The following is a 25402-nucleotide window of genomic DNA, read 5'->3' as shown; positions in this document are numbered from 1 at the left end:
CCCACACAGATTCAAAGGAGAACTCACATGACTCGCAAGGTTTTCGTTGCCGGTGCCGGCATGATCCCGTTCAAGAAGCCGGGTACCAGCGACACCTATGACGTAATGGGCGCCAACGCCGTGCGCCAGGCGCTGGAAGACGCCGGCCTCAGCTACGACGACGTGCAGCAGGCCTATGCCGGCTACGTCTACGGCGACTCAACCTGCGGCCAGAAGGCGCTGTACCAGGTCGGCATGACCGGCATCCCGGTCATCAACGTCAACAACAACTGCGCGACCGGCTCGTCGGCGCTGTTCCTGGCCCGCCAGGCGGTGCAGAGCGGCGCCGTCGAATGCGCGCTGGCCGTCGGCTTCGAGTTCATGCAGCCGGGCGCGCTGAAGTCGCGCTGGGATGATCGCGCCCCGGCCCTGGAACGCGCCATCAACCTGGTGGACGAACTGGTCGACCGCAAGGACCTGCCCAACGCCATCCGCCAGTTCTCCGGCGCCGGCAAGGCCCACATGGACAAGTACGGCACCAAACTCGAGACCTTCGCCAGGATCCGCGCCAAGGCCAGCCGCCACGCCGCCAACAATCCGCTGGCCGTGTTCCGCAACGTGATGACCACCGAGGATGTGCTGGCGGCGCCGATGCTGTGGGAAGGCGTGCTGACCCGCCTGATGGCCTGCCCGCCGACCTGCGGTGCCGCGGCCGCCATCGTGGTGTCCGAGGAATTCGCCCGCAAGAAGGGCCTCAAGACCGACGTGCTGATCGCCGGCCAGTCACTGACCACCGACCGCCCCACCACCTACGATGCCCGCGACATGATCCGCGTGGTCGGCTTCGACATGACGCGCGAGGGCTCGCAGCAGGTGTACGAGCAGGCTGGCATCGGCCCGCAGGACATCGACGTGCTCGAGCTGCATGACTGCTTCGCGCAGAACGAGCTGCTGACCTACGAAGGTCTGGGCCTGTGCCCCGAAGGCGGCGCCGAGAAGCTGGTCAACGACGGCGACAACACCTATGGCGGCAAGTGGGTGGTCAACCCGTCGGGCGGCCTGCTGTCCAAGGGGCACCCGCTGGGCGCGACCGGCCTGGCGCAGTGCTACGAGATGGTCCAGCAGCTGCGCGGCAAGGCCGACAAGCGCCAGGTAGAAGGCGCGAAGCTTGCGCTGACGCACAACCTGGGCCTGGGTGGCGCCTGCGTCGTCACGCTTTACCAGAAGCACGCCTGAGCACGCGCAATCAGAGGAGTCCATTCATGATCGACAAGAAACATATCGGCAAGGTGATCGCGGATTTCCGCACCTCCGCACCCGCCAGCCAGCTGCGCTTCTTCGCCAAGGCCACCGGCCAGACCGATCCGGTCTACATCGACGAGGCCACCGCGCACGACGCCGGCCACCCCGGCCTGCCGCTGCCGCCGACCTTCCTCTTCTCGCTGGAGCTGACGCAACCGTCCAGCGCATGGCGCCAGGAACTCGGCATCCGGCAGGAACGCATCCTGCACGGCGAGCAGTCCTTCACCTACCACCGCATGGCCTATGCCGGCGACACGCTGCACTTCAAGACCACCATCGCCGACATCTACGACAAGAAAGGCGGCGCGCTGGAGTTCGTGGTGCGCGAAACGCGCGTGACCAACCAGGATGGCGAGCACGTGGCGGACCTGCGCAGCGTGCTGGTCCAACGCAACGGCTGAACCGGAGAATCCGCATGAGCAAACTGAGCTTCGACCAGGTCAAGGTCGGCGACACCCTGCCGCCGCTGGCGCTGGAACCAATCAATCGCACCACGCTGGCGCTGTTCGCCGGTGCATCGAACGATCACAACGCCATCCATATCGACACCGACTATGCGCGCAAGGCCGGCATGCCCGACGTGTTCGCGCACGGCATGCTGTCGATGGCCTATCTCGGCCGGCTGCTGACGCAGTGGGTCGACCAGCGCCAGCTGCGCCAGTTCGGCGTGCGCTTCGTCGGCATCACCCACCTTGGCCATCGCATCACCTGCAGCGGCCGCGTCGTCGAAAAGCTGGAAGTCAACGGCGAGAAGTGCGTCAAGCTGGAAATCCAGACCGCCAACCAGTATGGCGAAACCAAGATCCTGGGCGACGCGGTCGTCGCCCTGTAATCCCAACCTCATTCAGGAGTAAAGACATGGGAGCACTTGACGGCAAGGTGGCACTGGTCACCGGTTCGGGACGCGGCATTGGCAACGCGATCGCCATGCGCCTGGCGCGCGAAGGCGCACGCCTGGTCATCAATGACCTGGACGCCGAACCCGCCCAGCAGACCGTGGAAGAGCTGAAGGCAATGGGCGTGGAAGCCGTGGCCTGCGTCGGCAACGTGGCCGCGCCGGACTTTGCCGACCGCTTTATCGGCACGGCGATGAACACGTTCAAGGGTATCGACATCATCGTCAACAACGCCGGCTTTACCTGGGACGACGTGGTGCAGAAAATGAGCGACGAGCAGTGGTACGCAATCCTGGACTGCCACATGACCGCGCCGTTCCGCATCCTGCGTGCCGCCTACCCGCATATCAAGGCACTGGCTGCGGCGGACAAGGAAGCCGGCCGCGAGGTGTATCGCAAGATCGTCAATATCTCGTCGACCTCGGGGCTGAACGGCAATGCTGGGCAGATCAATTACTCGGGGGCCAAGGCGGGTGTCATCGGCATGACGCGTGCGATGGCGCGTGAGTGGGGTCGTTTCAACGTCAATGTGAACGCGGTGGCGTTCGGGCTGATCCACACTCGCATGACGTCGGCCGATGCCAAGGCTGGTGCTACGGTGAATATCGAAGGCCGCGAGATCCGTGTGGGGCTGAATCCGGAGATGGTCAAGTCGCATGCCCAGCGTAACCCGCTCGGCCGCGGGGGCACGCCGGAAGAAGCTGCGGGCGGTGTTTATCTGTTCTGCTCGCCGGATTCGAACTACATTACCGGGCAGGTGATTGCGGTTGCTGGTAACGTGCAGTAGGCACTGGTGAAGCGCTCGCCGGGGCTCTGAAGGTGAGGGCTCCCGCGCTTTTTGCCTGCGGTTTGTATCTGGTAGTTGCTCGACGGCACTCGCTGCTGGTGACATGTTGCAGCTGTTGAACCGCTTGGTTCCGCCCTCCTGGGCGGGTCACTTTTGTCCGAGCGACAAAGTAACCAAAAAGCGCGTCGCCTGAGCGGCTGGCTATCAAGGGGGCGCTTCTGGTCGGCGGGGCGGCTTTGGTTTCCATGGGGCGCGGTCGCGATTCCACCCTGCTGATATGACTCCCCCAGCCTGTCGACGCGAACGGCACGCCGTTGTCGGTGCGCAGCCGGTCCGGCAGCCCATAGCAGCGGAACAGCCGCTCGAACACCGACTTGGTCGGCGCCGAGCTTCGGCCCACCCAGGCCCTTGCACCCCAGCAGATAACGGCTGGCGTGGTCCATGATCGTGAGCGGATAGCACCAGCACTGGTCCGCGGTCAGGAACTGCCCCTTGAAGTCCGCACTCCACAGCGCGTTCGGCTCGCGCGCCGAGCGCAGCGGCGTGCCATACCGCGCCACCCGCCGACGCTTGCGCCGCGGATCGATCTTGCCCGCTGCCTTCAGGATCTTGTAGATGGTCGTGCGCGAGGGCACCTCTGCCTCGCCAAACCGCTCTGCCAGGCGCTGCTGGATCTTCTTCGGCCCGAGCTCCATGCCACCTCGCCCGCGCAGTTCCAGGATCGCCTGGCGGATCGGATAGGCGATCCGCTGCTGCATATGACGGCTCCGGCTGTGTTCGGCCAGCCCGTCGATGCCTTCGTTGGCGTATCGCTCGATCCACTTGTAGCCGGTCTTGCGGCTGATGCCGTAGCGTTCGCACAGCGCGCTGACACTGTCCGTGCGGCGCAGGTGCGCGGCAATGAATAGGAGGCGTTGGTCCATAGGTTTGAGCTCACTCCAGGGCATGGGCGTCTCCCGTTGGCAGTCGCCCTTGCAGGGTAGAAAACTGTTACCTATGTGCCTGAACTGTTCTGTTACCTATGTGGGTGAACCGTACCAGGCGACGCGCTTTTGGTTTTGTCGCTCGGACAAAAGTGACCCGCCCAGGAGGGCGGAACCAAGCGGTTCAACAGCTGCAACATGTCATCAGCGGCGAGGGCTGTCGAGCAGCTACCAGACGCAAACCGCAGCCGCAGAACATCCAAAACCCCACACACCAGCGCCGCCTTTGTTGATTCAAATCAACAGGTAGTCACCACCTGCCATCAATTGTGCGTCGCTGCAACACCCATCCCCCAATCCACTCCTTTTAGGAGGGGGCCCGATATCACGCACACAGGTCTAATGAATTCGACCCGGTCACAGCACCCGGGGCCGCCGGCCACTGCATGCCGCCGGCACTCAGCCACGGCCGCCACGCACACACCACGCGCGGCGCCCAGATGGTGGCACCTTCGCGTGCCGAATTCATAAATACAGACAGGAGACGACTTAGCATGAAGAAATCGCTTATCACCCTGGCCGTGCTTGGGGCAGCGGCAGGCACCGCCCATGCACAATCCAGTGTGACGCTGTACGGGGTCATCGACGGATCGATCGAATACGTCAACCGGGTAGCGGCATCGGCCACGACGCCAACCCAGGGGGGCAGCCGCTTTGGCATGCCGCAGGTAGGCGGCCTGTCCGCATCGCGCTGGGGCCTGCGCGGCGTGGAAGACCTCGGCGCCGGCAACCAGGCCCTGTTCGTGCTGGAAAGCGGCTTCCAGTGGGACAGCGGCAACCTGATGAGCGCGCCGCTGTTCAATCGCCAGTCCTATGTCGGCCTGCAGAACAAGGGGATCGGCAAGCTGACCTTCGGCAGGCAATACACCTCGTTCTTCGACGGCATGGCCAACTTCGCCCCGATGCGCTTTGCCGCCACCTATGAGCCGGGCATCTGGTGGATGGGCCTGAACTACCGCGAAGACAACATGGTCAAGTACACCGGCCAGTTCGGGCCGCTGCAGGCCGTGGCCCACTTCTCGTTCGGTGCCGGCGTGGCCGTGCAGAACGCCGCCGTGCTGCTGGCCAACGGCGGCGCCGGCGAGGTGCCGGGGCATTTCAGCGACAACATCGCCTATGGCGGCTCGCTGATGTACCTGAACGGCAGCGGCTTCGGCGCGTCGATCGGTGCGGACGTGTGGCGTCCCGCGGCGGTGACCGGCCAGCCCGGCACCATGACCAAGCTCGGCGCTGCCGCCCTGTACAACACCGGCCCGTTCAAGTTCACCCTCGGCTATCGCTACAACAAGGGCGAGTTCGCCAACGGCAACACCCTGCTGCGCGACGACTACTGGTGGGCCGGCGTCAACTACCAGGCCACGCCGGCGCTGGGCCTGTCGCTCGCCTACTACTACGCCGACGTCAAGGGCACGCGCGCCACTGCCACCGCTCCGGAAACCAATCCGGCGAATATGCAGCAGGTCAGCTTTATTGCCGACTACAACTTCAGCAAGCGCACCGACGTGTACCTGTCGCTGGGTTACGCCCACAACGGCGGCCTGAGCTTCGACAGCGCGGCAACCGCCTTTGCCTTCCGGTACCCGACGATGGCCGGGCAGAAGAACATGGTGGGCGCGATCGTGGGGATCCGGCAGATCTTCTGAACCTCCGATTGCCGCCGGTTTGCTCCCTCTCCCGCGGGCGGGAGAGGAGAGCGCCCTGGTGACTCAGAACACCGATGGCTTGCCAGCCGCGGAGGCACTACCTGGCCATGCTGCCAAAGCGCCCGCTGCTGAAGTCCTCGAAGGCCTGTGCAATCTCCGCCTCGGTATTCATCACGAACGGTCCATGACCGACGACCGGTTCGTCGATCGGCTGGCCGCTCAGCAGCAACACCACCGCATCGGCGCCGGCCTCGATACTCACATCTTCGCCGGCGCCGTCCAGCACCACCATTTCCGCGTCGCGCACCGTGGCCTCGGCATTGACCGTGACCTTGCCGCGCAGCACCACCAGCGCGGTATGCCAGCCCTGCGGCAATTGCAGCGCGGCGGTGCCGCCCTGGTTGAGCCGCATGTCCCACACATGCATCGGCGTAAAAGTGCGCGCCGGCCCGGCCTTGCCACCGTACTCGCCGGCAATCACGCGCACGGAACCCGCATCGCCGGGCAACGGCACCGCCGGGATATCGCGGTCCAGGATGGACTGGTAGCCCGGCGCGGTCATCTTGTCGCTGGCCGGCAGGTTGACCCACAGCTGCACCATCTCCAGCGCCCCGCCGCTTTGCGTGAAGGCCGGCGAATGGAATTCCTCATGCAGGATGCCGGCACCTGCCGTCATCCACTGCACGTCGCCGGGGCCGATCACCCCGCCCTGCCCGGTCGAATCGCGATGCGCGACCTCGCCCTTGTAGACGATAGTCACGGTCTCGAAGCCGCGGTGCGGATGCTGCCCCACGCCGCGCGGGCGCTGCGTCGGCGTAAAGTCCGCCGGCCCGGCATAGTCCAGCAGCAGGAACGGGCTGAGCTGCTTGCCGTGGCTCATGTACGAGAACATCGAGCGCACCGGAAAGCCGTCTCCGACCCAGTGCGAACGGGGTGCGCTGTAGACACCCAGGATGCGCTTCATGTCGATCTCCGTAAATGCCGGACCGGACCCCGGCCGCACCATGCGGCCGGGAGACGGATGGCACTGATCCATGGAGCGATGATAGGTGTGGGGCGTCGCGCGCTGTAGTCAGCGGAATTGCGCTTCAGCGTTCCGTCATTGGAACGATGCCGAGGGCCGGCATCCTCTTGCGCGTCATGCCCGTCCGATCTGGCGCGCCTGGCGATCGAGCAACGCGCCTCAGCGGCCCATGCGCGCGTCGTAGCTGCGCGAGATGCGCTCGAGCAGGCCGGGATCCGCCGGGTCGCTGCCGTCGAACTGCACCCGCACCGTGCCGTCCGCCTGCCGGCGCACGCTGGCCGTCACCATCCGGTTGTTGCGGGTGCCGGCCACCGTGCCGGACGAGGAATCCTCCGTGCTGATCGACACGCCCTGGTCGCGCATGGCGCCGGCAGCCGCGGCAAAGGCGCGGTCGTAGCGGCTGGGCTGCTGCCCCGGGTAGGTGGTCGGGACCACTTCCGCCGGGTAGTAAGGGTAGGGGTAGCATGCCGTCAGCACCGGCACCGCGCCGAGCATGGCAACGCCCGCCAGGATCCGGAGCACGTGCGTCACGGTGTCACCTTGGTCCAGCCCGGCCCGGGATCGAAGGTCTTGGTCGCCGCGGCCTTGCCGGCGCTGTCGGGTCCCAGGTCGCGTTCATAGACCTGGCCGTCGTGGCTGACCATGAAGCTCTTCACGCCGGTGTCGCCGTAGCGTACCGGCCAGGCCAGCACGGCAAAGCCGCCGAACAGCTTGCCATTGACGACATAGTTGTACGCGCCGCCGGGTGCGTTGGGGCCCTGGGCCGTCAGCAGCTTGTAGTGATAGCCGTAATAGCCGCCCTGCCCCGGATTGCGCTTGCCGGCCGTCAGGAAGGCGGCCCCGAGCGGGCTGTGCGGTGCGCCGTCCGACGTCGGCCAGTACAGCCCGTCCTGCTTGCCCGGCGAACTCGCAAGCTTGCCCGCGTAGGCCAGCAAGCCGTCGCCGTCATGGTCGGTCCGGGCGTATTCGCGCTGGGCGTCGTAGACCGCGAGCATGGTCTGGATCACCGCGAGTTCATTGCGGCCGATGCGGCGTATGCGCATCTCGTCGACCCCGGCACGCGTATCGAACTGCCAGCCCTTCGCTGTCTTCACCAGCGGGACTGGCAGGGTCCAGCCGTCATTACCTACGGCGATGCGGGCGCGGCTGTCGCCCTCTGGCTGGACCGCATGCGAAATCCGCCAGGCCTCGAGAAAGCGGTACCGGATGTCGGCGCCGACTGGCGGGATCAGGTCGTGGAACTTCGCGCCAAGCAGCACCTTCATGGCATCGTCGTCGCTGGTGGCGACGGCCTCGCCAAAGGCGTTCATGGCGGCCTCGGGGGTTTTGAAGGGCTTCTGCGCGTGCGCGGCGTGCATGCCGGCAACGGTCAGCGCGAGCGCAAGCGCCAGCGCGCAGGCCAGGCGGCCAGGCAGGTATCGGGCAAGGCTTAGTGGTGACGTCATGATCGAGGCTCCCTGGTCCGCTAGCGCCTGCCACCGCGTCCGCCGCCGCCGCCGCCACGACCGCCGCCACCGCTGAATCCGCCGCCGCCACGTCCACCGCCGCCGCCGCTGTAGCCGCCGCCTGCGCGGCCTCCGGCCGACTGCATGCTGGAGCGTCCGCGATCGAAGTCGCGCTGTGACGCGCCGCCGCCCACGCCCTGGAATGCGTTGTCCCGTCCGCCGCCGCCGCGGTCGGCTACGGTGGAGGCCCGTTCGCCGCCGCCCCGTGACCGATCGGCAGCCCCTGCGCGATCCGACACGCCGGCCCGGTCAGATACGCCGCCTCGATCGGAGACTCCGGCCCGGTCAGAGACCCCGCCCCGTTCGCCGCCCCGATCACCGGCCCGGTCTCCGGCGCGGTCACCCGCCCGGTCACCCGCCCGGTCTCCGGCCCGATCCCCGGCACCCGGCCGGTCCTGCCCGCCTGCCCGGTCACGCGCCGCGCGGTCGGACACGCCGGCGCCACCCTCGCGGCCCCGGAACTCATTGCGCCGGTCCGCGCCCGGCACGTCGCGGGAGAATTTCTCGCGGGTGGCATTGTCGCGGTAGGCCACGCCCTGCCGGTGGCTGGAGTCGTGCTGCCAGCGCCCGCCGGACTGTACCTTGGTACGGTCAAAGTTGCGGTCGATATTGGTGGCCCGGTTGACATTGATATTCACGTCGCCGCCACCCCAGTTGCAGTTGCCGAAGATCGCCCCGGCGGCGGCCAGCCCGACGCCCCAGGCAAAGCCCGTGGCCAGCGCGGCGCCCGGATAGTAGGCGGGATACGGCGGCCAGTAGTACGGCGGATAGGACGGATAGCCCCAGGAACCGTAGACCACGGTGGGGTTGTAGGCCGGCACGTAGATGACCTGCGGATCGGCTGGCTCGATGCGCACCACGGTCTGCACGCCCGGCGCCGCACTGGTCGCGGGCTCGACGATGACGTTCTGCTGTTCGGTGGTCTTGAGGTTGCCCGATTGCTGCGCCTTGTTGCGCAGCCGCTGCACCGCCGCCAGAACATCCTTCTCCTGGGCCAGGAAGGCGTCGCCGAGCTTCTGCGTCCAGTCGAGCTTGTCATTCATCGGTTCGAGCACCTGCGGGAAGGCCACCAGCGACTTCACGCTGACATCCCACGGCTGGTCGGCCACGGCCTTGACCGCGGCGTCGCCCTTGACCTTGGGATTGGCCTTGACCCAGCGCGCCGCGTGCACGATCTCCAGCGGATAGGTGGAGGCCATCAGCACCTGCGACAGCACGGAATCGGGATAAAGCGCGATCGGCGCGACCAGCGCCTCGAGCTCCTCCGGCTTGAAGGTGGGTGGCGGATTCTGTACGTCTTGTGCCGCGGCACCGCCCGCTCCCGCCATCAGCGTGACAAACAGCCATGCCCAGCCGCACTGAAGCAGCCGCCTGACCAGAAAGGCCATGTTCCCTCCTCGCAGCCGGTGACGTCGCCATCCACGGCGGGCTGTGCCAGCGCGTCAAGCGGGAGGATGTCTTCCTGCTGCGTGCCATGCCAGCCAATATCCGGAGCGGATTTTGCTCCATACGCGCTACGAAGGTAGTACGACAATCCCGGGAATACAACAGATTTCAAATCAATGCCTTGCAAGCACGGCGGCGGCGATTTCGATAAAAAAATTGATCGGCGTCAGGATTCAACCCCGCATGGTTTCTATCGTAAAAGCGACCCGCGTGCGCGCGCACAACGGCGGATGCTGCATGGCGGGGCATTGAAAGCGGGACGTCGACCATGCCAGAAGCCAGCACAGGAATAATCGGCTGCGCGCTTTCCTCCGCGGCACCTGCAGTACGCCCCTGATCCTCAAATAACCTGCGAGGCTGCCATGAAGCGCCGTGACTTTCTCCTGATTTCCTCCGCGTCGATTGCCGCCCTGGCTACCGGCTGCACCACCACCGGCACAGGCAGCAGCACCGATGCCGCCGCCAAGCGCCGCGAGATCGATGCCGGTGTCGATGGTGCGATGAGCCGGCTCTTTTCCTCCGCGCGCGGCGCCAACGAGCTGGCGCAGAAGGCGCAAGGCATCCTGGTGTTCCCGCGCATCCTGGCCGCCGGCTTTGTCGTCGGCGGCGAATACGGCGAAGGCGCGCTGCGTGTCGGCGGCCAGTCGGTCGCCTACTACAGGACGACGTCGGCTTCGTTCGGCCTGCAGGCCGGGGCCCAGTCCAAGGCTGTGATCCTGATGTTCATGACGCCGGACGCGCTGCAGAAATTCCAGGCCAGCAAGGGCTGGACCGCCGGCGTCGACGGTTCGATTGCCGTGGCCAAGATCGGCGCGGGCGGCGACCTGGACACCAACACCGTACGCGCGCCCATCGTGGGCTTTGTCGTCACCAACGCCGGCTTGATGGCCAACCTGTCGCTGGAAGGCACCAAGATCACGAAGCTGGAAATCTGACCGGACCCCGCGGCAACGGGACGGCGGTGGAGGAGCATCATGGCCAAGGGAAAAGGGAAGCGCCAGGACAAGGACCGGACCGACACCGAGCCGCGCGAGCCGGGCGCGGCTGGCAGCCGCGAGGAAGAGCCGGACCAGCAGCCGCGCGAGCGCATGTCAGAGAAGGCGTACCAGAAGGAACTCTTCCCGCTGCATGTCGAGCTTGTCAAGCTGCAGCAATGGGTGCAGGCAAGCGGCACCAAGGTCTGCGTGGTGTTTGAAGGCCGCGACGGTGCCGGCAAGGGCGGCACCATCAAGGCCATCACGGAGCGCGTCAGTCCGCGCGTCTTCCGCGTGGTCGCCCTGCCCGCGCCGACCGATCGCGAAAAGAGCCAGATGTACGTGCAGCGCTACCTGCCGCACCTGCCCGCCGCGGGAGAGATCGTCATCTTCGACCGGAGCTGGTACAACCGCGCCGGCGTCGAGCGCGTGATGGGATTCTGTACCGAAACGCAGGCCGAGGAGTTTCTCCGGGCCGTGCCCCTGGTCGAACGCGCCATCGTGCATTCCGGCATCATCCTGATCAAGTACTGGCTCGAGGTCAGCCCGGAAGAGCAGACCCGCCGCCTGCAGGGACGCATCCAGGACGGCCGCAAGGTATGGAAGCTCACCGACATGGACTTGCGCTCGTACAGCCGCTGGTACGACTATTCACGCGCGCGCGACGCCATGTTTGCCGCCTCCGATACCGACTATGCCCCGTGGCATGTGGCCAATTCCAATGACAAGCGCCGGGCGCGCCTGAACATCATCACGCACCTGCTGGCACAGGTCCCGTACAAGGAGATCGAGCGCAAGCCAGTCAAGCTGCCGGCCAGGCAGAAGGCGGGCGGATACCGGGAGCCGGACTATCAATATCGGTATGTGGAAGAGCGATACTAGCCGCGGTCCCCGGCTGGCAATCCCGGGCGCGTGAGCCCCCGGGCTGCCAGCATTCACTTCTTCTTGGCAGGCTCCACCGAAATCGCCATGGCCTCGGTGTACACCACCTGTACCCGATCGCCCTTCTTCACCGACTTCAGTTGTCCGGGATCCTCTACCAGCAGATCGATCTGGTTGCCCTTCGGGCCCTTGAGCGTCACGGTCTTGCTGGCAGCGTTCACCGCCACCACGTCGGCCGTCACCGTGACCTCCCTGCCGACCACCCCGCCAGGCTTGGCACCGGGCGCCGCGCGTTCTTCCGTGGCCCGCTCCGTCGCCGTGAGCGGCCCCGACGCCTTGGTCAGGCTGAGCGAGACGGCCTCCCGATACTGCGCGGTCACGACGTCGCCGACGGCAAGCTGATCGAAATTGCGCGCCTCTTCCCCCACAATCAGCTGGGTGGTTTTGCCCTTTGTCGTTTTCAGCGTCACGGTCCGGGTGCCACGGTCGATGGCGACCACAGTGGCCTTTACGGTCGCGGTGCCGGTCGCCGTCGCCTGGCCCTGCGAGCGCTGGACGTCGACCGTGGTTTCGGGTTGTGCCACCGCGGTCTGCAGCGCCAGGCCCAGGATGGCCATGCCCATCAATGCTGTTTTCTTCATGCTGTGCTCCTCTGGAATGGAAAGCTGGCCCGGGACGACGTCCCGGCCCGGCGCGGCGCCCTGGCTGTGCACGAAGCCGCACCGGCTGGCCTCATTCAATCTAGGCGAGTCCGTCCGCAGGAAATTGATCCGGGGCAAGGTTGACGGGTATCGGCCCCGGCGGCTCAGGCCACGGCCCTCTGGGGTAGCGCCCCCCCTCGGATGGGGGGTCTGGCGAGCAGGGCCTTGAGTGACTTCGGATATCCATGTCCGCCACGCTCGCTGTTCTTTGTCCTCATTTAGGTATTGAATACGTACCGTGAGGCAACCCGTACACGGCCTTCCATCCACCCGGGATGGGATAGCGCCGAGGCGGCATCCGACCCACAGGGGGTATGCAATGCTAGACGCCCATCAGTCCAGACGAGGTATTGAAGCACCATACGCCGACATGACATGGGACGGCGCGCACGCGGCCAGCGACAGTGCGATAGCGGCAGCAACAGAAAGCGCCTGCTGGCCCACAACGGCAGCCCTGCGCCGATGGAGCCAGGACGCCCCGGCCGAGGTCGACCTGGGCACGCTTCAATCCGTCATGACTTGCTGGCGCCTGGTCCGCAAAGGCGAGGCCCTGTTCCGCGCCGGCGACCGCTTCGAGAGCATCTACAAGCTGCGCTCGGGCACCGTCAAGACCGTGGTCTCCGATGCGGACGGCCATGAGCACGTCAATGGCTATTTCCTCCAGGGCGACATCCTCGGCCTGGGCGGGATCAGCACGCAAAGTCATCACTGCGATGCGACGGCGCTGGAAGACTGCGTGGCGGGCTATATCGCCTTCAGCCAGCTCGAAGCGCTCTGCCGCGAGGTCCAGTCGTTGCAGCAGGAGATCCACCGCCTGCTGAGCGCAGAGATCGTGCGCGAATCGACGCGGCTGATGCTGCTCGGCAGCCATGGCGCGGAACAGCGCGTCGCCAGCTTCCTGCTGGATGTGCGGGCACGCCTGAACGCGCGCGGCCAGGCCGGCAGCGATTTCCATCTGCGCATGACGCGGGAAGATATCGGCAGCTATCTCGGCCTGACGCTGGAAACCGTCAGCCGCACCTTCTCGCGGCTGCAGCAGGAGGGCCTGATCGCGGTGCGCGGCAAGCACGTCACGCTGGTCGATACCGAAGGGCTGGAGCGCCTGGGGCGCGGGCAGCGGCATTGCGTTTCCTGATATCTTCGCTGCCGGAAGAGATGGGACTCCTACGGCGTCTGAAACGATGATGCTTATCCCAGATCGCCTTGGCCGGTTCCTGCGTAGCGCCCGGCCCGAAGGGTTCGTGCCCGTCTACAGCCGCAGCTTGCGCGACTTCCATTCCCCGCTCTTCTCCTTGCAGTACCACCCGGTCCAGGCTTCGGTTTCGCCGGCCCGACGGAATTCACTGCGCAGTTGCCGGCACCGGTCGCCGCGGTCGTGCCGGGAATGCAATGGCGTGAAGGAACCTTCAACCTGCCGCTCGCGCGTGTCAGGCGGCAGCCTGAACGCCACCCGGGTCCCGTCGGCGCCCTGCTCCAGCGTCCTGCGAAAGACGTCGGTCAACGCAGTGACCTGCTCCGGCGTGAGCGTGCCGACGATGGTGCCGCCAAGGTAGTGGTCGAAGTAGGCAACGGCCGGCCCTGCCGCCATGGCGCCGGCCAAGCATGCGGCAAGGCATGCAAGCGCCCGCAAGACCCTGTATCGCCTGTTCATCTCGGCTCCTCCGGCACTGCCTGCCCGGAATCGGGCAAGCGCGGCAGCACCGGACCCACATGCCCGCCAGCCGCGGCCGCGGCCGCGGTCTATTCGAAGCGTTCGTTCAGCACCATCGCGTCCACCTTGCGCTGCTTCCAGAACAGGTGGTTGATGCGCGGCTGCAGGAGCCGCAGCGCGGCATCCTCGACCGCATTGAAATGCAGCGACACCGCCGGGCGGGTGCCGTCTCCCGGCAGGCGTTCGATTTCATCGAAGGCCGGGAAGCCGTAGCGACCGATGAATTCCTGGATTTCCTCGTCGGTGGTCGCCGTGTCGATATTCGTTAGCATCAGCACACTCATTGACGTCTCCTGAAGGCTCGGGATGCCAGACAGCGTGGGGTAACCGGTTCCGATGCCGCCATGAATCCGCGGGCCATCTCCCCTTCCTATCTTTAAGCTAGGCCGGATCGGAAGGCAAACTTTGATTCCCGATAAGGAACCCAGGGCAGATTCCGTCACCCGCGGAGGCTTCGATCCGGCCGGCACCGGACCGTACGTCGACGCTAGCGCCCTGCCGCGCGGTAGCGCATGGCGAATTGCCACCCCAGCTCGGCGAGCGGCACCGCCTTCCTGCCGGTCTCCAAGGCATCCGCCGCGGCGGCGTTGCCGCTCCTGGCACGCTGCCCGATGCCGTGCATGATCGCCGCCAGCCGGAAAAAGTTGTAGGCGAGATAGAAGTCCCAGTGTTCGAGCGCGTGCGTGCCATTGGTCTCGCCGTACCAGCGCAGGTAGGTCGCCTCATCGGGGATGCCCAGCGCCTGCAGGTCGAGCCCGCCGATGCCGCGCCACAGGTCGGCCGGAATATGCCAGCTCATGCAGTGGTAGGCCAGGTCCGCGAGCGGGTGGCCGAGCGTGGACAGCTCCCAGTCGAGCACGCCGATGACGCGGGGCTCAGTGGGATGGAAGACGAGGTTGTCCATGCGGTAGTCGCCATGCACCACGCTGGTCTGCTCCGCGTCGGGGACGTGCTGCGGCAGCCACTCTGCCAGCGCCGCCAGCGCCTTGTTGTCGTCCATGCCGGTGTCGCGGCACTGGCCGGCCCAGCGGGCGACCTGGCGCGCCACATAGCCGCCGCTCCTGCCATAGTCCGCCAGGCCTGCGGCGCGGTAGTCCACCCGGTGCAAGGCGCCGATTACGCGGTTCATCTCGCGGTAGATCGCGGCGCGCTGTCGCGGGGACTGGCCCGGCAGGGCCTGGTCATAGATCACGCGGCCCTGCAGGAACGCCATCAGGTAGAAGGGTGTGCCAAGGATCGAGGTGTCTTCGCTGTAGAGGCAGACCCGGGGCACCGGCACGTCGCTGTCGCGCAGCGCGTGCATCACGCGGTACTCGCGGTCGATGGCATGGGCGGACGACAGCAACTGCCCCGGCGGCTTGGTGCGCAGCACGTACTGCTGCGCGCCGCAGGCCAGCCGGTAGGTCGGATTGGACTGGCCGCCGGCAAGGCGCTCCAGGGTCAGTTCAGGCCGGTCGATCAGGCCTTCTGCGTGCAGCAGCGCTGCCAGGGCGGCGCTGTCGAAACCCGAACCGCCAGTGGCGGCGGGGACTGCAAGGGCTTGTTGCATCGGATCGCTCTCCTCGATTGCGGGTGGGTTCAGAGCGAGCTGACCGCGTGGCCGCCGTCCACGGGCAGCACCGTACCGGTCATGTAGTCGGAAGCATCCGAGGCCAGCAGCAGCAGCGCGCCGTCGAGCTGGCGGGGCTGGCCGAGCCGGCGCTGCGGAATGCGCCCGATCATGGCCCGGCCGCTGTCGGTGTCGAAGAAGCTGCGGTTGATGTCGGTCTCGAAATAGCCCGGCGCCAGCGCGTTGACGCGGATCCCGTGGCGCGCCCATTCCAGTGCCAGCGAGCGCGTCAGGTGGATCAGGCCCGCCTTCGCCGCGGTGTAGGCCGGGACCTGCTGCGCCACGCGCAGGCCGAGGATCGACGCGATATTGACGATGCTGCCGCCGCTGCCGGCTTCGCGCATCATCCGCGCCGCGCATTGCGCCACGCGCCAGGCGCCGTTCAGGTTGGTGTCGATCACGCCCTGCCAGGCAGCCTCCTCCACCTCCAGGGCCGGCCCGGTGGTGGCGATGCCGGCGCTGTTGACGACCACCTGGACCGGGCCGAGCTGTTGGCGCGCCGCCTCGAACGCCGCACCGACCGATGCCGGATCCCTCACGTCAAGCGCAACGACGCAGCCTTGCCCGCCCTGGCTGCGCACGTCCGCCAGCACGGCCTCGCCTTCGGCCACGCGCCGGCCCGCCAGTGCCACCTTGCAGCCGGCGCGCGCCAGCGTCTGCGCAAAATGCAGGCCCAGGCCGCCAAAGGCGCCGGTCACCAGCGCCACCTTGCCCTCCAGGTCGGCAAACAGGCCGAGGTTGCGTTCTTGCTGGTTCATTGCTTGTCTCCTCTGCAGTGGGCTCAGGCGGCCTTAAGCATGTCCTCGACCACCTTCTTGGCGTCGCCGAACACCATCATGGTCTTGTCCATGTAGAACAGCTCGTTGTCCAGGCCGGCATAGCCGGCCGCCATGGAGCGCTTGTTGACGATGATGGTCTTGGCCTTGTACGCCTCTAGGATCGGCATGCCGGCGATCGGCGACTTGGGGTCGTTCTTGGCCGCCGGGTTGACCACGTCGTTGGCGCCCAGCACCAGCACCACGTCGGCCTGGCCGAACTCGCTGTTGATGTCTTCCATCTCGAAGACCTGGTCGTACGGCACCTCGGCCTCGGCCAGCAGCACGTTCATATGGCCGGGCATGCGGCCCGCCACCGGGTGGATCGCGTATTTCACGATCACGCCTTTTTCCGTGAGCGCTTCGGTCAGCTCCTTGAGCGCGTGTTGGGCGCGCGCGACCGCCAGGCCGTAGCCCGGCACGATGATCACCGTCTCCGCATTGCCCATCAGGAAGGCGGCGTCATCGGCCGAGCCCGATTTCACGTTGCGCTGGGCCTGCCCTGCCGGCCCGCTCGCGGCTGCGGCGTCGCTGCCGAAGCCGCCCAGGATCACGTTGAAGAACGAGCGGTTCATCGCCCGGCACATGATGTACGACAGGATCGCACCGGAGGAACCCACCAGCGAACCCGCGATGATCAGCATCGGGTTGTTCAGCGAGAAGCCGATGCCCGCCGCCGCCCAGCCCGAGTACGAGTTCAGCATCGACACCACCACCGGCATGTCGGCGCCGCCGATCGGGATGATGATCAGCACGCCCAGCACGAAGGCGAGCGCCAGCATGATCAGGAACGGCATCCATGCCTGCGTCAGGAAGAACGCGATGCCGAAGCCCACCATCGCCACCGCCAGCAGCAGGTTCAGCCAGTGCTGGCCCGCAAACACCACCGGTGCGCCCTGGAACAGGCGGAACTTGTAGCGCCCTGCCAGCTTGCCGAAGGCGATCACTGAACCCGAGAAGGTGATGGCACCGACAAAGCAGCCGATGAAGAGCTCGATGCGGTTGCCCAGCGGAATGTCGTGCGATCCGGCAGCCGTGATGCCGAAGGCAGCGGGCTCCGCCACTGCCGCCACCGAAATAAACACCGCGGCCAGGCCGATCAGCGAGTGCATCGCCGCGACCAGTTCGGGCATCTTGGTCATCTGCACTTTCTTCGCCACATAGGCGCCGATGCCGCCGCCCACGACCAGCGCCGCCAGGATCAGCGCCACGCCGGTGCCCGGCGCGGACGGGTCCGCCCCGCCGGACAACAACTCGCTCTTGAGCTTGAAGATCAGCGCCACCGTGGTGAGCGCCGCCACCAGCATCCCGGCCATGCCGAAGGTATTGCCGCGCCGCGCCGTGGTCGGGTGTGAAAGCCCCTTGAGGGCCTGGATAAAGCACACAGACGCGCCCAGGTAGGACAGCGTCACCATATTCATCGACAGGCCATTCATTGCGCTACCTCCGCCAGTTTTCCGCCGGGCTGCCCCTTGGCTTCAGCCTGCGCCTTGGGTGCCTTCTTCCTGAACATCTCCAGCATGCGCTGCGTGACCAGGAAGCCGCCGAACACATTCACGGCCGCCAGCGCCACCGCCAGCGTGCCCATTGCGCGGCCAACATAGCCCTCGGTCAGGCCGGCGGCCAGCATGGCACCGACGATGATGATGGCCGAGATCGCATTGGTCACCGCCATCAACGGCGTGTGCAGCGCGGGGGTGACCGTCCAGACCACGTGGTAGCCCACGTAGATCGCCAGTACAAAGATGATCAGGTTGATCACCGTGTGGCTAACCATTTCCATCGATATCTCCTTGATTGCCCGTTCAGCTGGCCAACGCCAGTTCTTCGCGCCGCGTCATCAGGCAGGCCGCGACGATGTCGTCGTCGGTGTTGATCACAAGCTTGCTGTCCTTGTCGATCAGCAGCTTGAGGAAGTCCAGCACATTGCGCGCGTACAACGCCGAGGCGTCCGCCGCGACCATGCTGGCCAGGTTGGTGTGCCCGATCAGCACGACGCCGTGGCGTTCGACCACTTCGTCGGCCACCGTCAGCGGGCAGTTGCCGCCTTGCGCGGCGGCCAGGTCGACCACCACCGAACCCGGCTTCATCTGTTGCACGGTCGCTTCCTGCAGCAGCACCGGCGCCTTGCGGCCGGGGATCAGTGCGGTGGTGATGACGATGTCGGCCTGGATCGCGCGCTGGTGCACCAGTTCGGCCTGGCGCTTCATCCAGTCCGGCGGCATCGGGCGCGCATAGCCGCCCACGCCCTGCGCGATCTCGCGCTCTTCGTCGGTGAGGAATGGGACGTCGAGGAACTTGCCGCCGAGCGATTCGATCTGTTCCTTGACTGCGGGGCGCACGTCGGAGGCTTCGATGACCGCGCCCAGCCGCTTGGCGGTGGCGATGGCCTGCAGGCCAGCCACGCCGGCGCCGAGGATCAGCACGCGCGCCGCCTTGACGGTGCCCGCGGCGGTCATCAGCATCGGCATGAAGCGCTGGTAGTGATGCGCGGCCACCAGCACGGCCTTGTAGCCGGCAATGTTGGCCTGCGACGACAGCACGTCCATGCTCTGCGCGCGCGTGGTGCGGGGTGCGGCTTCCAGCGCAAAGGCGGTGATGTTCGCGGCGGACATGCGCGCGTTGTTCTCGGCATCGAAGGGATTGAGCATGCCGACCAGCACGGCGCCCGGCTTCATCTGCGCCAGCTCGGCTTCGTCCGGCGCGCGCACCTTCAGCACCAGTTGCGCGCCCAGCGCCTCGGCAGCGGTGCCGATGCGCGCGCCAGCGGCCTCATAGGCGTTGTCTGTCTGGCTGGCACGAACGCCCGCGCCAGCCTGCAATACGACCTGGTGGCCCTGTGCCACGTATTTCTTCACGGTCTCCGGCGTTGCGGCAACGCGCGCCTCCCCCGCCCGCGTCTCAGTCGGGATCCCTATCAGCATTTCAATCTCCTTTGTTCCCGTGCATTCCGTGCGTCGGGGGTGGACGGGCAACCTGTGTGCCGGGCGCCGCATGCCGGATCAACGGGCAAGGCGCGGCGCCGGTTTTGGCGGTACAGCTCAGCGGGGCACTTCCCCTTCCAGCGTGACCCGGTTCAGCACGCGGTCGGCATTGCCATAGTCGTGCACGGCGTAGTGCATGGTGCAGCGGTTGTCCCACATCACCACATCGCCCTCCTGCCACATATGCCGGTAGACGTTGTCCGGCGTCACCGAGTGCTCATACAGGAAGTCGAGCAGCGGGCGGCTCTCCGCTTCGGTCATGCCTTCGATGCACTGCGCGGTGTCGGGGTGGCCGACATAGAGCGCCTTGCGCCCGGTCTCCGGGTGCGTGCGCACGATCGGGTGCACCGCGGTCGGCACCTTGTCCGAACCGGTCATCCTGGCCAGCCGCGCGCCCGAGAAGCGGGCCCGCAGCCCTTCGATCATGCGCTGCATCGCCGGCGACAGGCGGTCGTACGAGACGTACTGGCTGCACCACATGGTGTCGCCGCCGATGGGGATGGTGACCGCCGACAGGATCGAGATCTTGGGCGGCACCTCGGTATAGATCGAGTCGGAATGCCAGGCCTCGGTCGAGGCGGTCTCCTTCGGGATCTTGGTGACCTGGGCCAGTTCCGGGAACTCGGTCAGGCCCTTGAGCAGGGGGTTGCCCTGCACCGGCTTGCCCCAGCGCCGGGCGAACGCGACCTGCGCGGCCGGCTGCAGATGCTGGCCGCGGAACACCAGCACGCCATGCTCCAGGAACGCCCGGTGCAGGATCTCGAAGCTGGCGTCGTCGAGCGGCTGGTTCAGGTCGACACCGGTCACGGCTGCAGCCACGGAGCCGGTCAGCGGCTTGATCTGGATCGTCATCATGTCTCCTCTTGTCTGTCGCTTCTCTGTGTAATCAGTCGACCAGCAACACGATCTTGCCGACGTGCTGGTCTTGCTTCATGTACGCATGCGCGGCGTCGATGTCCGTCATGGCAAAGGTCCGATCGATCGGCAGGCGCACGCGGCCCGCGCGCAAAAAGGGCAGCAGGTCGCGCGCGCAGGCCTGGATGCATTCCAGCCGCTCCTGTTCCGTGCGGGTGCGGAAGGTCACGCCGATCAGCTGCAGGCGTTTGAGCCAGAGCTGCGTCAGGTCGATCTGGGCGGTCGCCGAGCCCAGCCGCGCGATGTTCACCAGGCGGCCCTTGACCGCCAGGCTTTTCATATTGGCCTCGAACACCGGGCCGCCGACGGTATCGATGATGATGTCGACGCCCTTGTTGTCGGTGGCCTGCAAGACCGCTTCGACCTGGTCGTCCTGCGAGGCGTCGATGCCGACATCCACGCCAAACTGGCTGATCTTGTCCAGCTTGGCCGCCGAGCGCGATGACGCGATCACGGGCCGGGCGCCCATCAGCGAGGCGATCTGGATCGCCGCCATCGCCACGCCGCCCGAGGCGCCGTTGACCAGCACCGACTCGCCCGCCACCAGCCGGCCGTTGGTGACCAGTGCGTCATGCGCGGTGATAAAGACGTTGGGGAACGCCGCGGCATCGATCCACGACAGGCCGTCCGGCACCGGGATCAGCGCCATCGGGTCGGCCACCACATACTCCGCCTGGCAGCCGCGGCCATGGCCCATCACGCGGTCGCCCTTGCGCCAGCCGCTGACGCCTTCGCCGACTTCCGCGATCTCGCCGGCAAACTCGACGCCGGTCGTGATCGTGTTGCCCGAGCGCAGCTCCCTCGCCTGGTTGATCTCGCCACGGTTAAGGCCCGCAGCGCGCACCCTCACCATTACCTGCCCCGCTGCCGCCACCGGCACGGGGATATCCTGCACTTCGACCTTGCCGCCCTCGGGGCCCGGCACTACACGGACTGCCTTCACTGCTGTCTCCTTTTCCTGTCTCTCGACGTATCTCTTGCTGTGTCTGCTGCGAATACCTGTACTACGCGCCGCCCAGCGCCGTCGCGCGGATCAGCGACAACAGCTCCAGCGCCCGTTCGGCGGCAGCTTCGCCACCTGGGTAGTTGCCGCGTACGAACGGCGCCCGCGTGTCCTCGATGGCGGCCAGGGCATGCAGCGGCTTCTCCGCCGCCACCGCCAGCCGCCGGAATTCATTGACCGTCAGCAGGTAGGTGTGGAACACATCCGCCTGCGGCGGCGTCGCGCCCAGCTTGTGCAGCAAGGCATTCAGCCAGTGCGTGCCCGCCAGCATCGCGCCTTCGATGGTCATCTCGTAGTCGGCGCTGGCGCACTTCTGCAGCGATGCCTCGATGCTGCGCGCCATCGCCATGTGCTGCTCAATGTCCATGGCGGGCTCCCTCCAGGCGCGCTTCCAGCAAGTCCAGGCAGCGGCGCAGCGCGGCGTCACAACCCTCGGCAATCTCGGCGGTGGGCGCCAGCCCCTCGCGCAGGCAAGGATCGCGATAGTGCTCGATGTGCTCCATCGCTTCCATCATCTCGGCGATATCGGCAGGCACCGGCCCCTCCACTTTGGGGCGGCCGACATGCAGTACGTCGCCCAGGGGCCGGAACGCCGGCTTAAGACTGCCATCGGGCTGCGGCACCAGGTAGACGCCGGGCTGCGTTGGAAAGCGGTCGTCGTCCAGCGTGATGCCCGCCTGGTGCAGTGCTGCATTGACGGCATGGGTGCCGGCAGTCATGCCTGCCCAGAACCACAGGCCGAAATCCTGCAGCGGATCCAGCCGTGCGCGCAGGGCCTGCAGCTTCGCGATCTTCTCCTTGTGTGACATGACGTTCATGTCCGCCCTCTCCTAGGTTCACTGCGTCGATGGCTCCGGCGCTGACAACATCGCCGTTGTCATGACAATAGACAGCGGCTGGGCCGAAGTCAACAAACTTCTATATAGGACTTTTACTGTAGGAGTAGTGGTTTTCGCTGAGTCCACCTATTTAACCTTGACTACATGCCGGTCGACTCCCTACATTTGATCTCAACACCTATACAGGAGTTGATCAATGCCCCGAGCCATCGTACTCAACCCGGCCGACAATGTGGCCACCCTGCTGGATGCCGGCCAGGCCGGCGAAGCCTGCGCGCTGGAAGGCGAGCGACAAGGCAAGCTGGTGCTGCTGCAAGACGTGCCGTTCGGCCACAAGATCTGCATCGCCGACACGGTAGAGGGAGAAACCATCCTGAAGTACGGCCAGGTGATCGGCCGCGCCAGCCGCGCGGTGCGCGCCGGCGAACACATGCACGTTCACAACATCGAGTCGGCGCGTGCCCGCGGCGACCTGCAAAAGGGGTAATGCAGATGACAACAACCTTCCTCGGATACCCGCGCGAGAACGGCGCAGTCGGCGTGCGCAACTGGGTCGCGGTGGTGTCCGTGATGGACAACTGCAATCCGGTCACCCGCACCATTGCCCGCACCGTGGGCGGTTGCATCCCGGTCACGACGCTGTTCGTGCGCGGACAGTTCGGCGCCGACCTGGATTTCGCGTTCGAGTCGCTGGCGGGCCTGGGCCGCAATCCCAATATCGCCGCGGTGCTGCTGGTGGGCCTGGAAGAATCGTCGACGGAAGAGGTCGCGCGCCGCATCCGCACCACCGGCAAGCCGGTCGAATGCGTGCACCTGCAGCCCGACGGCACGGTCGCGTGCATTGCCGAAGGTACGCGCAAGGCCACCCGGCTGTCGCTGGCCGCGTCGAAAGCGCGCCGCGTGCCGTGCCCGGTGTCGTCGCTGGTGATCGGCGTCGAGTGCGGCGGTTCCGATACCACCTCCGGGCTGAGCTGCAACCCGGTGATCGGCCGCATGGCGGACATGGTGGTCGCCGGGGGCGGCACCGTGATCATCTCCGAGACCTCGGAGTTCATCGGCGCCGAGCACCTGTTCGCCGAGCGCGCGGCCGATGGCCGGGTGCGCGAGGCCTTTGTCACGGCGGTGCGCAACATGGAAAACCTGGCGATCTCGCGCGGTGTCGACATGCGCGAGGACCAGCCTTCGCCGGACAACAAGCGCGGCGGCCTGACCACGGTCGAGGAAAAGGCGCTGGGTGCCATGGCCAAGGCCGGCACCAGCCCGCTGGTGGGCGTGCTGCGCTATGGCGAGGCACCGCAGAAGAAGGGGCTGCATTTCATGGACGCGCCGGCCGCGGCAGTGGAAAATCTGACTGCGCTAGCTGCCGGCGGATGCCAGCTCACCTTCTTCGGCACGGGAGTGGGCAATCCGATCGGCAGCATGGTGGCACCGACCGTCAAGGTGTGCGGCAACGTCAATACCCTGCGCACCATGGCCGACAACATTGACTTCGACGTCAGCGGAGTCCTGCAGAACGGGGACAAGATCGCCGACCTCGGCGAGCAGCTGTATGGCTATGCGATGGACATCGCATCCGGCACGCGGCTGACCAGCGAGGTGCTCGATATCCGGGAGACCGCGGTCAGTCGATTCGCACTGAGCCTCTGAACAACCATGACCAAACTTAGCAGCGTCTCCGACGCGATCATCCGCTCCATCGAATCCGGCGCACTGCGCGAGGGCGATCGCCTGCCCTCCGAGGGCGAGCTCGCCAGCTTCCATGGGGTCAGCGTCGGCACGATCCAGAAGGCATTGGCGCGGCTCACGCACTCTGGACTGATCACGCGCGAACAGGGACGGGGCACCTTTGTCTCCGGGACGCGCGTGGCGCCGGCGGATGTCCGTTACCTGCGCTTCCGCGATGAACAGGGCAACGAACTGCCGTCCTACGTCCACGCGCGCTCGGTGAAGCGGATCAAGCGCAAGGGACCGTGGTCGGAGTTCCTCGCCGGTGACGGCTACGTGCGCATCGAGCGCGTGATCAGCGTCGGCGGCCACTTCGACCTCTACAGCGAGTTCTGGCTGCGCGAGGAAGATTTCGCGCAACTCGGCGGGCTGGACCGCGATGCCCTGGAGAAGAACCTGCGCGAGCTGATCGGCCAGCGCCTGTCGCTGCCGACGCTGCGCGTGGACCAGTGGATCCGCTTCGGCCCGGCCCCGGCCGTGGCCGCGCAGGAACTTGGGCTCGACCCGGAGGCGCCGGCATTCATCATGGAGTTGCGTGGCTACACGCTGCGCGACCAGCCGCTCTACTACCAGTCGGTCTATGCCGCCCCGTTCGCGGAGCGCCTGATGATCGTGCGGGAGAAGTCCACATGAGTATCCGCTGGAACACCGACAGCCTTGCGCGCTGGACCGCCGCTGTCTTCGAGTCGTGCGGCGTGGCGCCCGACCACGCGACGGAAGCCGCCGCCGCGCTGGTGCGCAGCGAACTGCGCGGCTACAAGACGCATGGCCTGACGCGGGTCCCCTCCTACGTCGAACGCCTGCGTGCGGGCGATTTCAACCCGCGCCCCGAGATGTCGCACAAGGCCTTCCCGGGCGGGATCGTGCTGGACGCCGACGGCGCCATGGGCCAGATCGCGGGCCCGCGCGCCGTGCAACTGGGGCTGGAGGCGCTGCAATCGTGCGCGTCCGTGCTGGTTGCCGTGCAATCGTGCGGCCATCTCGGCGCGCTGGGCATCCCGGCGCTGCTGGCTGCCGAGGCCGGTGCCTTCTGCATGGTCGGACAGCGCACGCCGCCCATGCTGGGCATGGAAGGCTTTGCCCGCGCCGCGATCGGGCACAACCCCATCGCCTTCGGCTGCCCGTTGCCGGGCGCGGCGCCGATCGTTTTCGATGTGGCCTGCAGCGTTGCCGCACGCGGCCATATCCTGCTGGCCGCCCGTGAAGGCAAGCCGATTCCCGCGGGCTGGGCGCTCGACGCCGACGGCCACCCGACCACCGATGCGCAACGCGCGCTGGAAGGCTCGCTGCTGCCCACCGGCGGGCACAAGGGCATCGGCATCGCCATGATGGTGGAGTGCCTGGCCGGCGCCATGGCCGCCACCGCGGACGCGCTTTCTCCCGCGCGCAACACCGTCTCAGGCGCCGGCGCGGTAGGCCGCCAGGGCGGTTTTGTCTGGGTGGTCAAGCCGGACGCCTTTGCCGGCAAGGACCTGTTCGCCGACTACATGGCGCAGTGGACCGGCAATTATCTTGCCGCCGGCGGCGCCGACGCCCGGCTGCCCGGACACCGTGGCGAAGCGCTCGAACGCGAAGGCCGCGAGCAAGGCATCGTCCTGCCCGACGCGGTCGTGCGGGAACTGAGCACGCTCGGCCGGACCCTCGGCATCCCCCTCCCCGGCTAGCGCCGCTTCCGTCAC

29 protein-coding genes are annotated in these 25402 nt (G+C 66.6%); 12 read left to right on the top strand and 17 right to left on the bottom strand.

The genetic code is table 11. The annotated features are described in order from the left end of the window. Positions 1 to 27 precede the first annotated feature (27 nt). The 4 genes from ABNX08_RS06450 to ABNX08_RS06435 are packed head-to-tail and all read left to right on the top strand — an operon-like array spanning position 28 to position 2964. A complete protein-coding gene (locus tag ABNX08_RS06450) occupies positions 28 to 1215 on the top strand; it encodes a lipid-transfer protein (protein WP_022534352.1) in 1188 nt (395 codons plus the stop codon). 26 nt (positions 1216 to 1241) lie between these two features. Continuing rightward, positions 1242 to 1682, top strand: coding sequence for a MaoC family dehydratase N-terminal domain-containing protein (locus ABNX08_RS06445; protein WP_022534351.1), 441 nt, complete (start codon positions 1242 to 1244; stop codon positions 1680 to 1682). 14 nt (positions 1683 to 1696) lie between these two features. Next, positions 1697 to 2113 carry a MaoC family dehydratase gene (locus ABNX08_RS06440; RefSeq protein WP_022534350.1) on the top strand — a complete coding sequence of 139 codons (417 nt, stop codon included), beginning with the start codon at positions 1697 to 1699 and terminating at the stop codon, positions 2111 to 2113. Positions 2114 to 2139: 26 nt separating this feature from the next. Continuing rightward, positions 2140 to 2964, top strand: a complete 825-nt coding sequence (locus ABNX08_RS06435; RefSeq protein ID WP_022534349.1) for an SDR family NAD(P)-dependent oxidoreductase — start codon at positions 2140 to 2142, stop codon at positions 2962 to 2964. On the opposite strand, the gene ABNX08_RS06430 is transcribed toward ABNX08_RS06435, so the two are convergent. Beyond that, complete coding sequence (locus ABNX08_RS06430) at positions 2919 to 3887, bottom strand: helix-turn-helix domain-containing protein (protein WP_349609310.1); 969 nt, start codon at positions 3885 to 3887, stop codon at positions 2919 to 2921. The genes ABNX08_RS06435 and ABNX08_RS06430 overlap by 46 nt on opposite strands. A gap of 554 nt (positions 3888 to 4441) precedes the next feature. Here ABNX08_RS06430 and ABNX08_RS06425 point away from each other — a divergent pair. Beyond that, positions 4442 to 5590, top strand: coding sequence for a porin (locus ABNX08_RS06425; RefSeq protein ID WP_022534347.1), 1149 nt, complete (start codon positions 4442 to 4444; stop codon positions 5588 to 5590). Between the two features lie 97 nt (positions 5591 to 5687). Here ABNX08_RS06425 and ABNX08_RS06420 read toward each other — a convergent pair whose 3' ends face one another. The 4 genes from ABNX08_RS06420 to ABNX08_RS06405 all read right to left on the bottom strand — a co-directional run bounded on the left by ABNX08_RS06420 (position 5688) and on the right by ABNX08_RS06405 (position 9507). Beyond that, complete coding sequence (locus ABNX08_RS06420) at positions 5688 to 6554, bottom strand: pirin family protein (RefSeq protein ID WP_022534346.1); 867 nt, start codon at positions 6552 to 6554, stop codon at positions 5688 to 5690. A gap of 219 nt (positions 6555 to 6773) precedes the next feature. After that, positions 6774 to 7109, bottom strand: coding sequence for a hypothetical protein (locus ABNX08_RS06415; RefSeq protein WP_374063669.1), 336 nt, complete (start codon positions 7107 to 7109; stop codon positions 6774 to 6776). 32 nt (positions 7110 to 7141) lie between these two features. Continuing rightward, the gene (locus ABNX08_RS06410) at positions 7142 to 8059 is read right to left on the bottom strand and encodes a DUF2950 domain-containing protein (RefSeq protein ID WP_022534344.1); all 918 of its coding nucleotides are present in this window, start codon (positions 8057 to 8059) and stop codon (positions 7142 to 7144) included. Between the two features lie 20 nt (positions 8060 to 8079). After that, entirely contained in the window at positions 8080 to 9507 is a 1428-nt protein-coding gene (locus ABNX08_RS06405) for a DUF3300 domain-containing protein (protein WP_022534343.1), read from the bottom strand. Positions 9508 to 9927: 420 nt separating this feature from the next. Between ABNX08_RS06405 and ABNX08_RS06400 the strand changes: the two genes are divergently transcribed. Together ABNX08_RS06400 and ppk2 are read left to right on the top strand one after the other, a co-directional pair. After that, positions 9928 to 10500, top strand: a complete 573-nt coding sequence (locus ABNX08_RS06400; RefSeq protein WP_022534342.1) for a YSC84-related protein — start codon at positions 9928 to 9930, stop codon at positions 10498 to 10500. Positions 10501 to 10539: 39 nt separating this feature from the next. Next, positions 10540 to 11421, top strand: coding sequence for a polyphosphate kinase 2 (gene ppk2, locus ABNX08_RS06395; RefSeq protein ID WP_022534341.1), 882 nt, complete (start codon positions 10540 to 10542; stop codon positions 11419 to 11421). Positions 11422 to 11474: 53 nt separating this feature from the next. On the opposite strand, the gene ABNX08_RS06390 is transcribed toward ppk2, so the two are convergent. Then, positions 11475 to 12062, bottom strand: coding sequence for a hypothetical protein (locus ABNX08_RS06390; protein WP_022534340.1), 588 nt, complete (start codon positions 12060 to 12062; stop codon positions 11475 to 11477). Between the two features lie 430 nt (positions 12063 to 12492). On the opposite strand from ABNX08_RS06390, the gene ABNX08_RS06385 reads away from it, so the two are divergent. Beyond that, entirely contained in the window at positions 12493 to 13257 is a 765-nt protein-coding gene (locus tag ABNX08_RS06385; RefSeq protein WP_374063650.1) for a helix-turn-helix domain-containing protein, read from the top strand. A 114-nt stretch (positions 13258 to 13371) separates the two neighbouring features. On the opposite strand, the gene ABNX08_RS06380 is transcribed toward ABNX08_RS06385, so the two are convergent. The 11 genes from ABNX08_RS06380 to ABNX08_RS06330 all read right to left on the bottom strand — a co-directional run bounded on the left by ABNX08_RS06380 (position 13372) and on the right by ABNX08_RS06330 (position 21977). After that, positions 13372 to 13710: a hypothetical protein gene (locus tag ABNX08_RS06380; RefSeq protein ID WP_349609314.1), complete on the bottom strand. Its 339-nt coding sequence runs from the start codon at positions 13708 to 13710 to the stop codon at positions 13372 to 13374. A gap of 152 nt (positions 13711 to 13862) precedes the next feature. Next, positions 13863 to 14117, bottom strand: coding sequence for a hypothetical protein (locus tag ABNX08_RS06375; protein WP_022534337.1), 255 nt, complete (start codon positions 14115 to 14117; stop codon positions 13863 to 13865). Between the two features lie 203 nt (positions 14118 to 14320). Continuing rightward, complete coding sequence (locus tag ABNX08_RS06370; RefSeq protein ID WP_349609316.1) at positions 14321 to 15382, bottom strand: phosphotransferase family protein; 1062 nt, start codon at positions 15380 to 15382, stop codon at positions 14321 to 14323. Positions 15383 to 15411: 29 nt separating this feature from the next. Continuing rightward, positions 15412 to 16200, bottom strand: coding sequence for an SDR family NAD(P)-dependent oxidoreductase (locus tag ABNX08_RS06365; RefSeq protein WP_022534335.1), 789 nt, complete (start codon positions 16198 to 16200; stop codon positions 15412 to 15414). Between the two features lie 23 nt (positions 16201 to 16223). Further along, positions 16224 to 17693 (bottom strand): NAD(P)(+) transhydrogenase (Re/Si-specific) subunit beta, encoded by a 1470-nt coding sequence (locus ABNX08_RS06360; protein ID WP_349609318.1) that lies wholly within the window; start codon positions 17691 to 17693, stop codon positions 16224 to 16226. Further along, positions 17690 to 18040 (bottom strand): NAD(P) transhydrogenase subunit alpha, encoded by a 351-nt coding sequence (locus ABNX08_RS06355; RefSeq protein WP_022534333.1) that lies wholly within the window; start codon positions 18038 to 18040, stop codon positions 17690 to 17692. Before ABNX08_RS06355 ends, ABNX08_RS06360 begins: the two co-directional genes overlap by 4 nt. Before the next feature lie 22 nt (positions 18041 to 18062). Beyond that, positions 18063 to 19181 (bottom strand): Re/Si-specific NAD(P)(+) transhydrogenase subunit alpha, encoded by a 1119-nt coding sequence (locus tag ABNX08_RS06350; RefSeq protein ID WP_349609320.1) that lies wholly within the window; start codon positions 19179 to 19181, stop codon positions 18063 to 18065. 117 nt (positions 19182 to 19298) lie between these two features. Continuing rightward, entirely contained in the window at positions 19299 to 20093 is a 795-nt protein-coding gene (locus tag ABNX08_RS06345) for a TauD/TfdA family dioxygenase (RefSeq protein ID WP_041681312.1), read from the bottom strand. A gap of 34 nt (positions 20094 to 20127) precedes the next feature. Beyond that, positions 20128 to 21099, bottom strand: a complete 972-nt coding sequence (locus tag ABNX08_RS06340; RefSeq protein WP_349609322.1) for a zinc-binding dehydrogenase — start codon at positions 21097 to 21099, stop codon at positions 20128 to 20130. 61 nt (positions 21100 to 21160) lie between these two features. After that, positions 21161 to 21526 carry a hypothetical protein gene (locus ABNX08_RS06335; protein WP_349609324.1) on the bottom strand — a complete coding sequence of 122 codons (366 nt, stop codon included), beginning with the start codon at positions 21524 to 21526 and terminating at the stop codon, positions 21161 to 21163. Further along, entirely contained in the window at positions 21516 to 21977 is a 462-nt protein-coding gene (locus tag ABNX08_RS06330) for a hypothetical protein (RefSeq protein ID WP_022534328.1), read from the bottom strand. Before ABNX08_RS06330 ends, ABNX08_RS06335 begins: the two co-directional genes overlap by 11 nt. Before the next feature lie 217 nt (positions 21978 to 22194). On the opposite strand from ABNX08_RS06330, the gene ABNX08_RS06325 reads away from it, so the two are divergent. The 4 genes from ABNX08_RS06325 to ABNX08_RS06310 are packed head-to-tail and all read left to right on the top strand — an operon-like array spanning position 22195 to position 25387. Continuing rightward, entirely contained in the window at positions 22195 to 22485 is a 291-nt protein-coding gene (locus ABNX08_RS06325) for a UxaA family hydrolase (RefSeq protein WP_022534327.1), read from the top strand. Positions 22486 to 22490: 5 nt separating this feature from the next. Beyond that, complete coding sequence (locus ABNX08_RS06320) at positions 22491 to 23645, top strand: UxaA family hydrolase (RefSeq protein ID WP_349609326.1); 1155 nt, start codon at positions 22491 to 22493, stop codon at positions 23643 to 23645. A gap of 6 nt (positions 23646 to 23651) precedes the next feature. After that, the gene (locus ABNX08_RS06315) at positions 23652 to 24356 is read left to right on the top strand and encodes a GntR family transcriptional regulator (protein WP_022534325.1); all 705 of its coding nucleotides are present in this window, start codon (positions 23652 to 23654) and stop codon (positions 24354 to 24356) included. After that, positions 24353 to 25387, top strand: coding sequence for an Ldh family oxidoreductase (locus ABNX08_RS06310; protein WP_022534324.1), 1035 nt, complete (start codon positions 24353 to 24355; stop codon positions 25385 to 25387). Before ABNX08_RS06315 ends, ABNX08_RS06310 begins: the two co-directional genes overlap by 4 nt. Positions 25388 to 25402 lie beyond the last annotated feature (15 nt).

Source organism: Cupriavidus sp. DF5525, assembly GCF_040149425.2.
In the GTDB taxonomy this organism is placed as follows: Bacteria; Pseudomonadota; Gammaproteobacteria; order Burkholderiales; family Burkholderiaceae; genus Cupriavidus; species Cupriavidus pickettii_A.
Note: the sequence above shows the minus strand (reverse complement) of the source record. Positions and strands in the feature narration are given on the sequence as shown.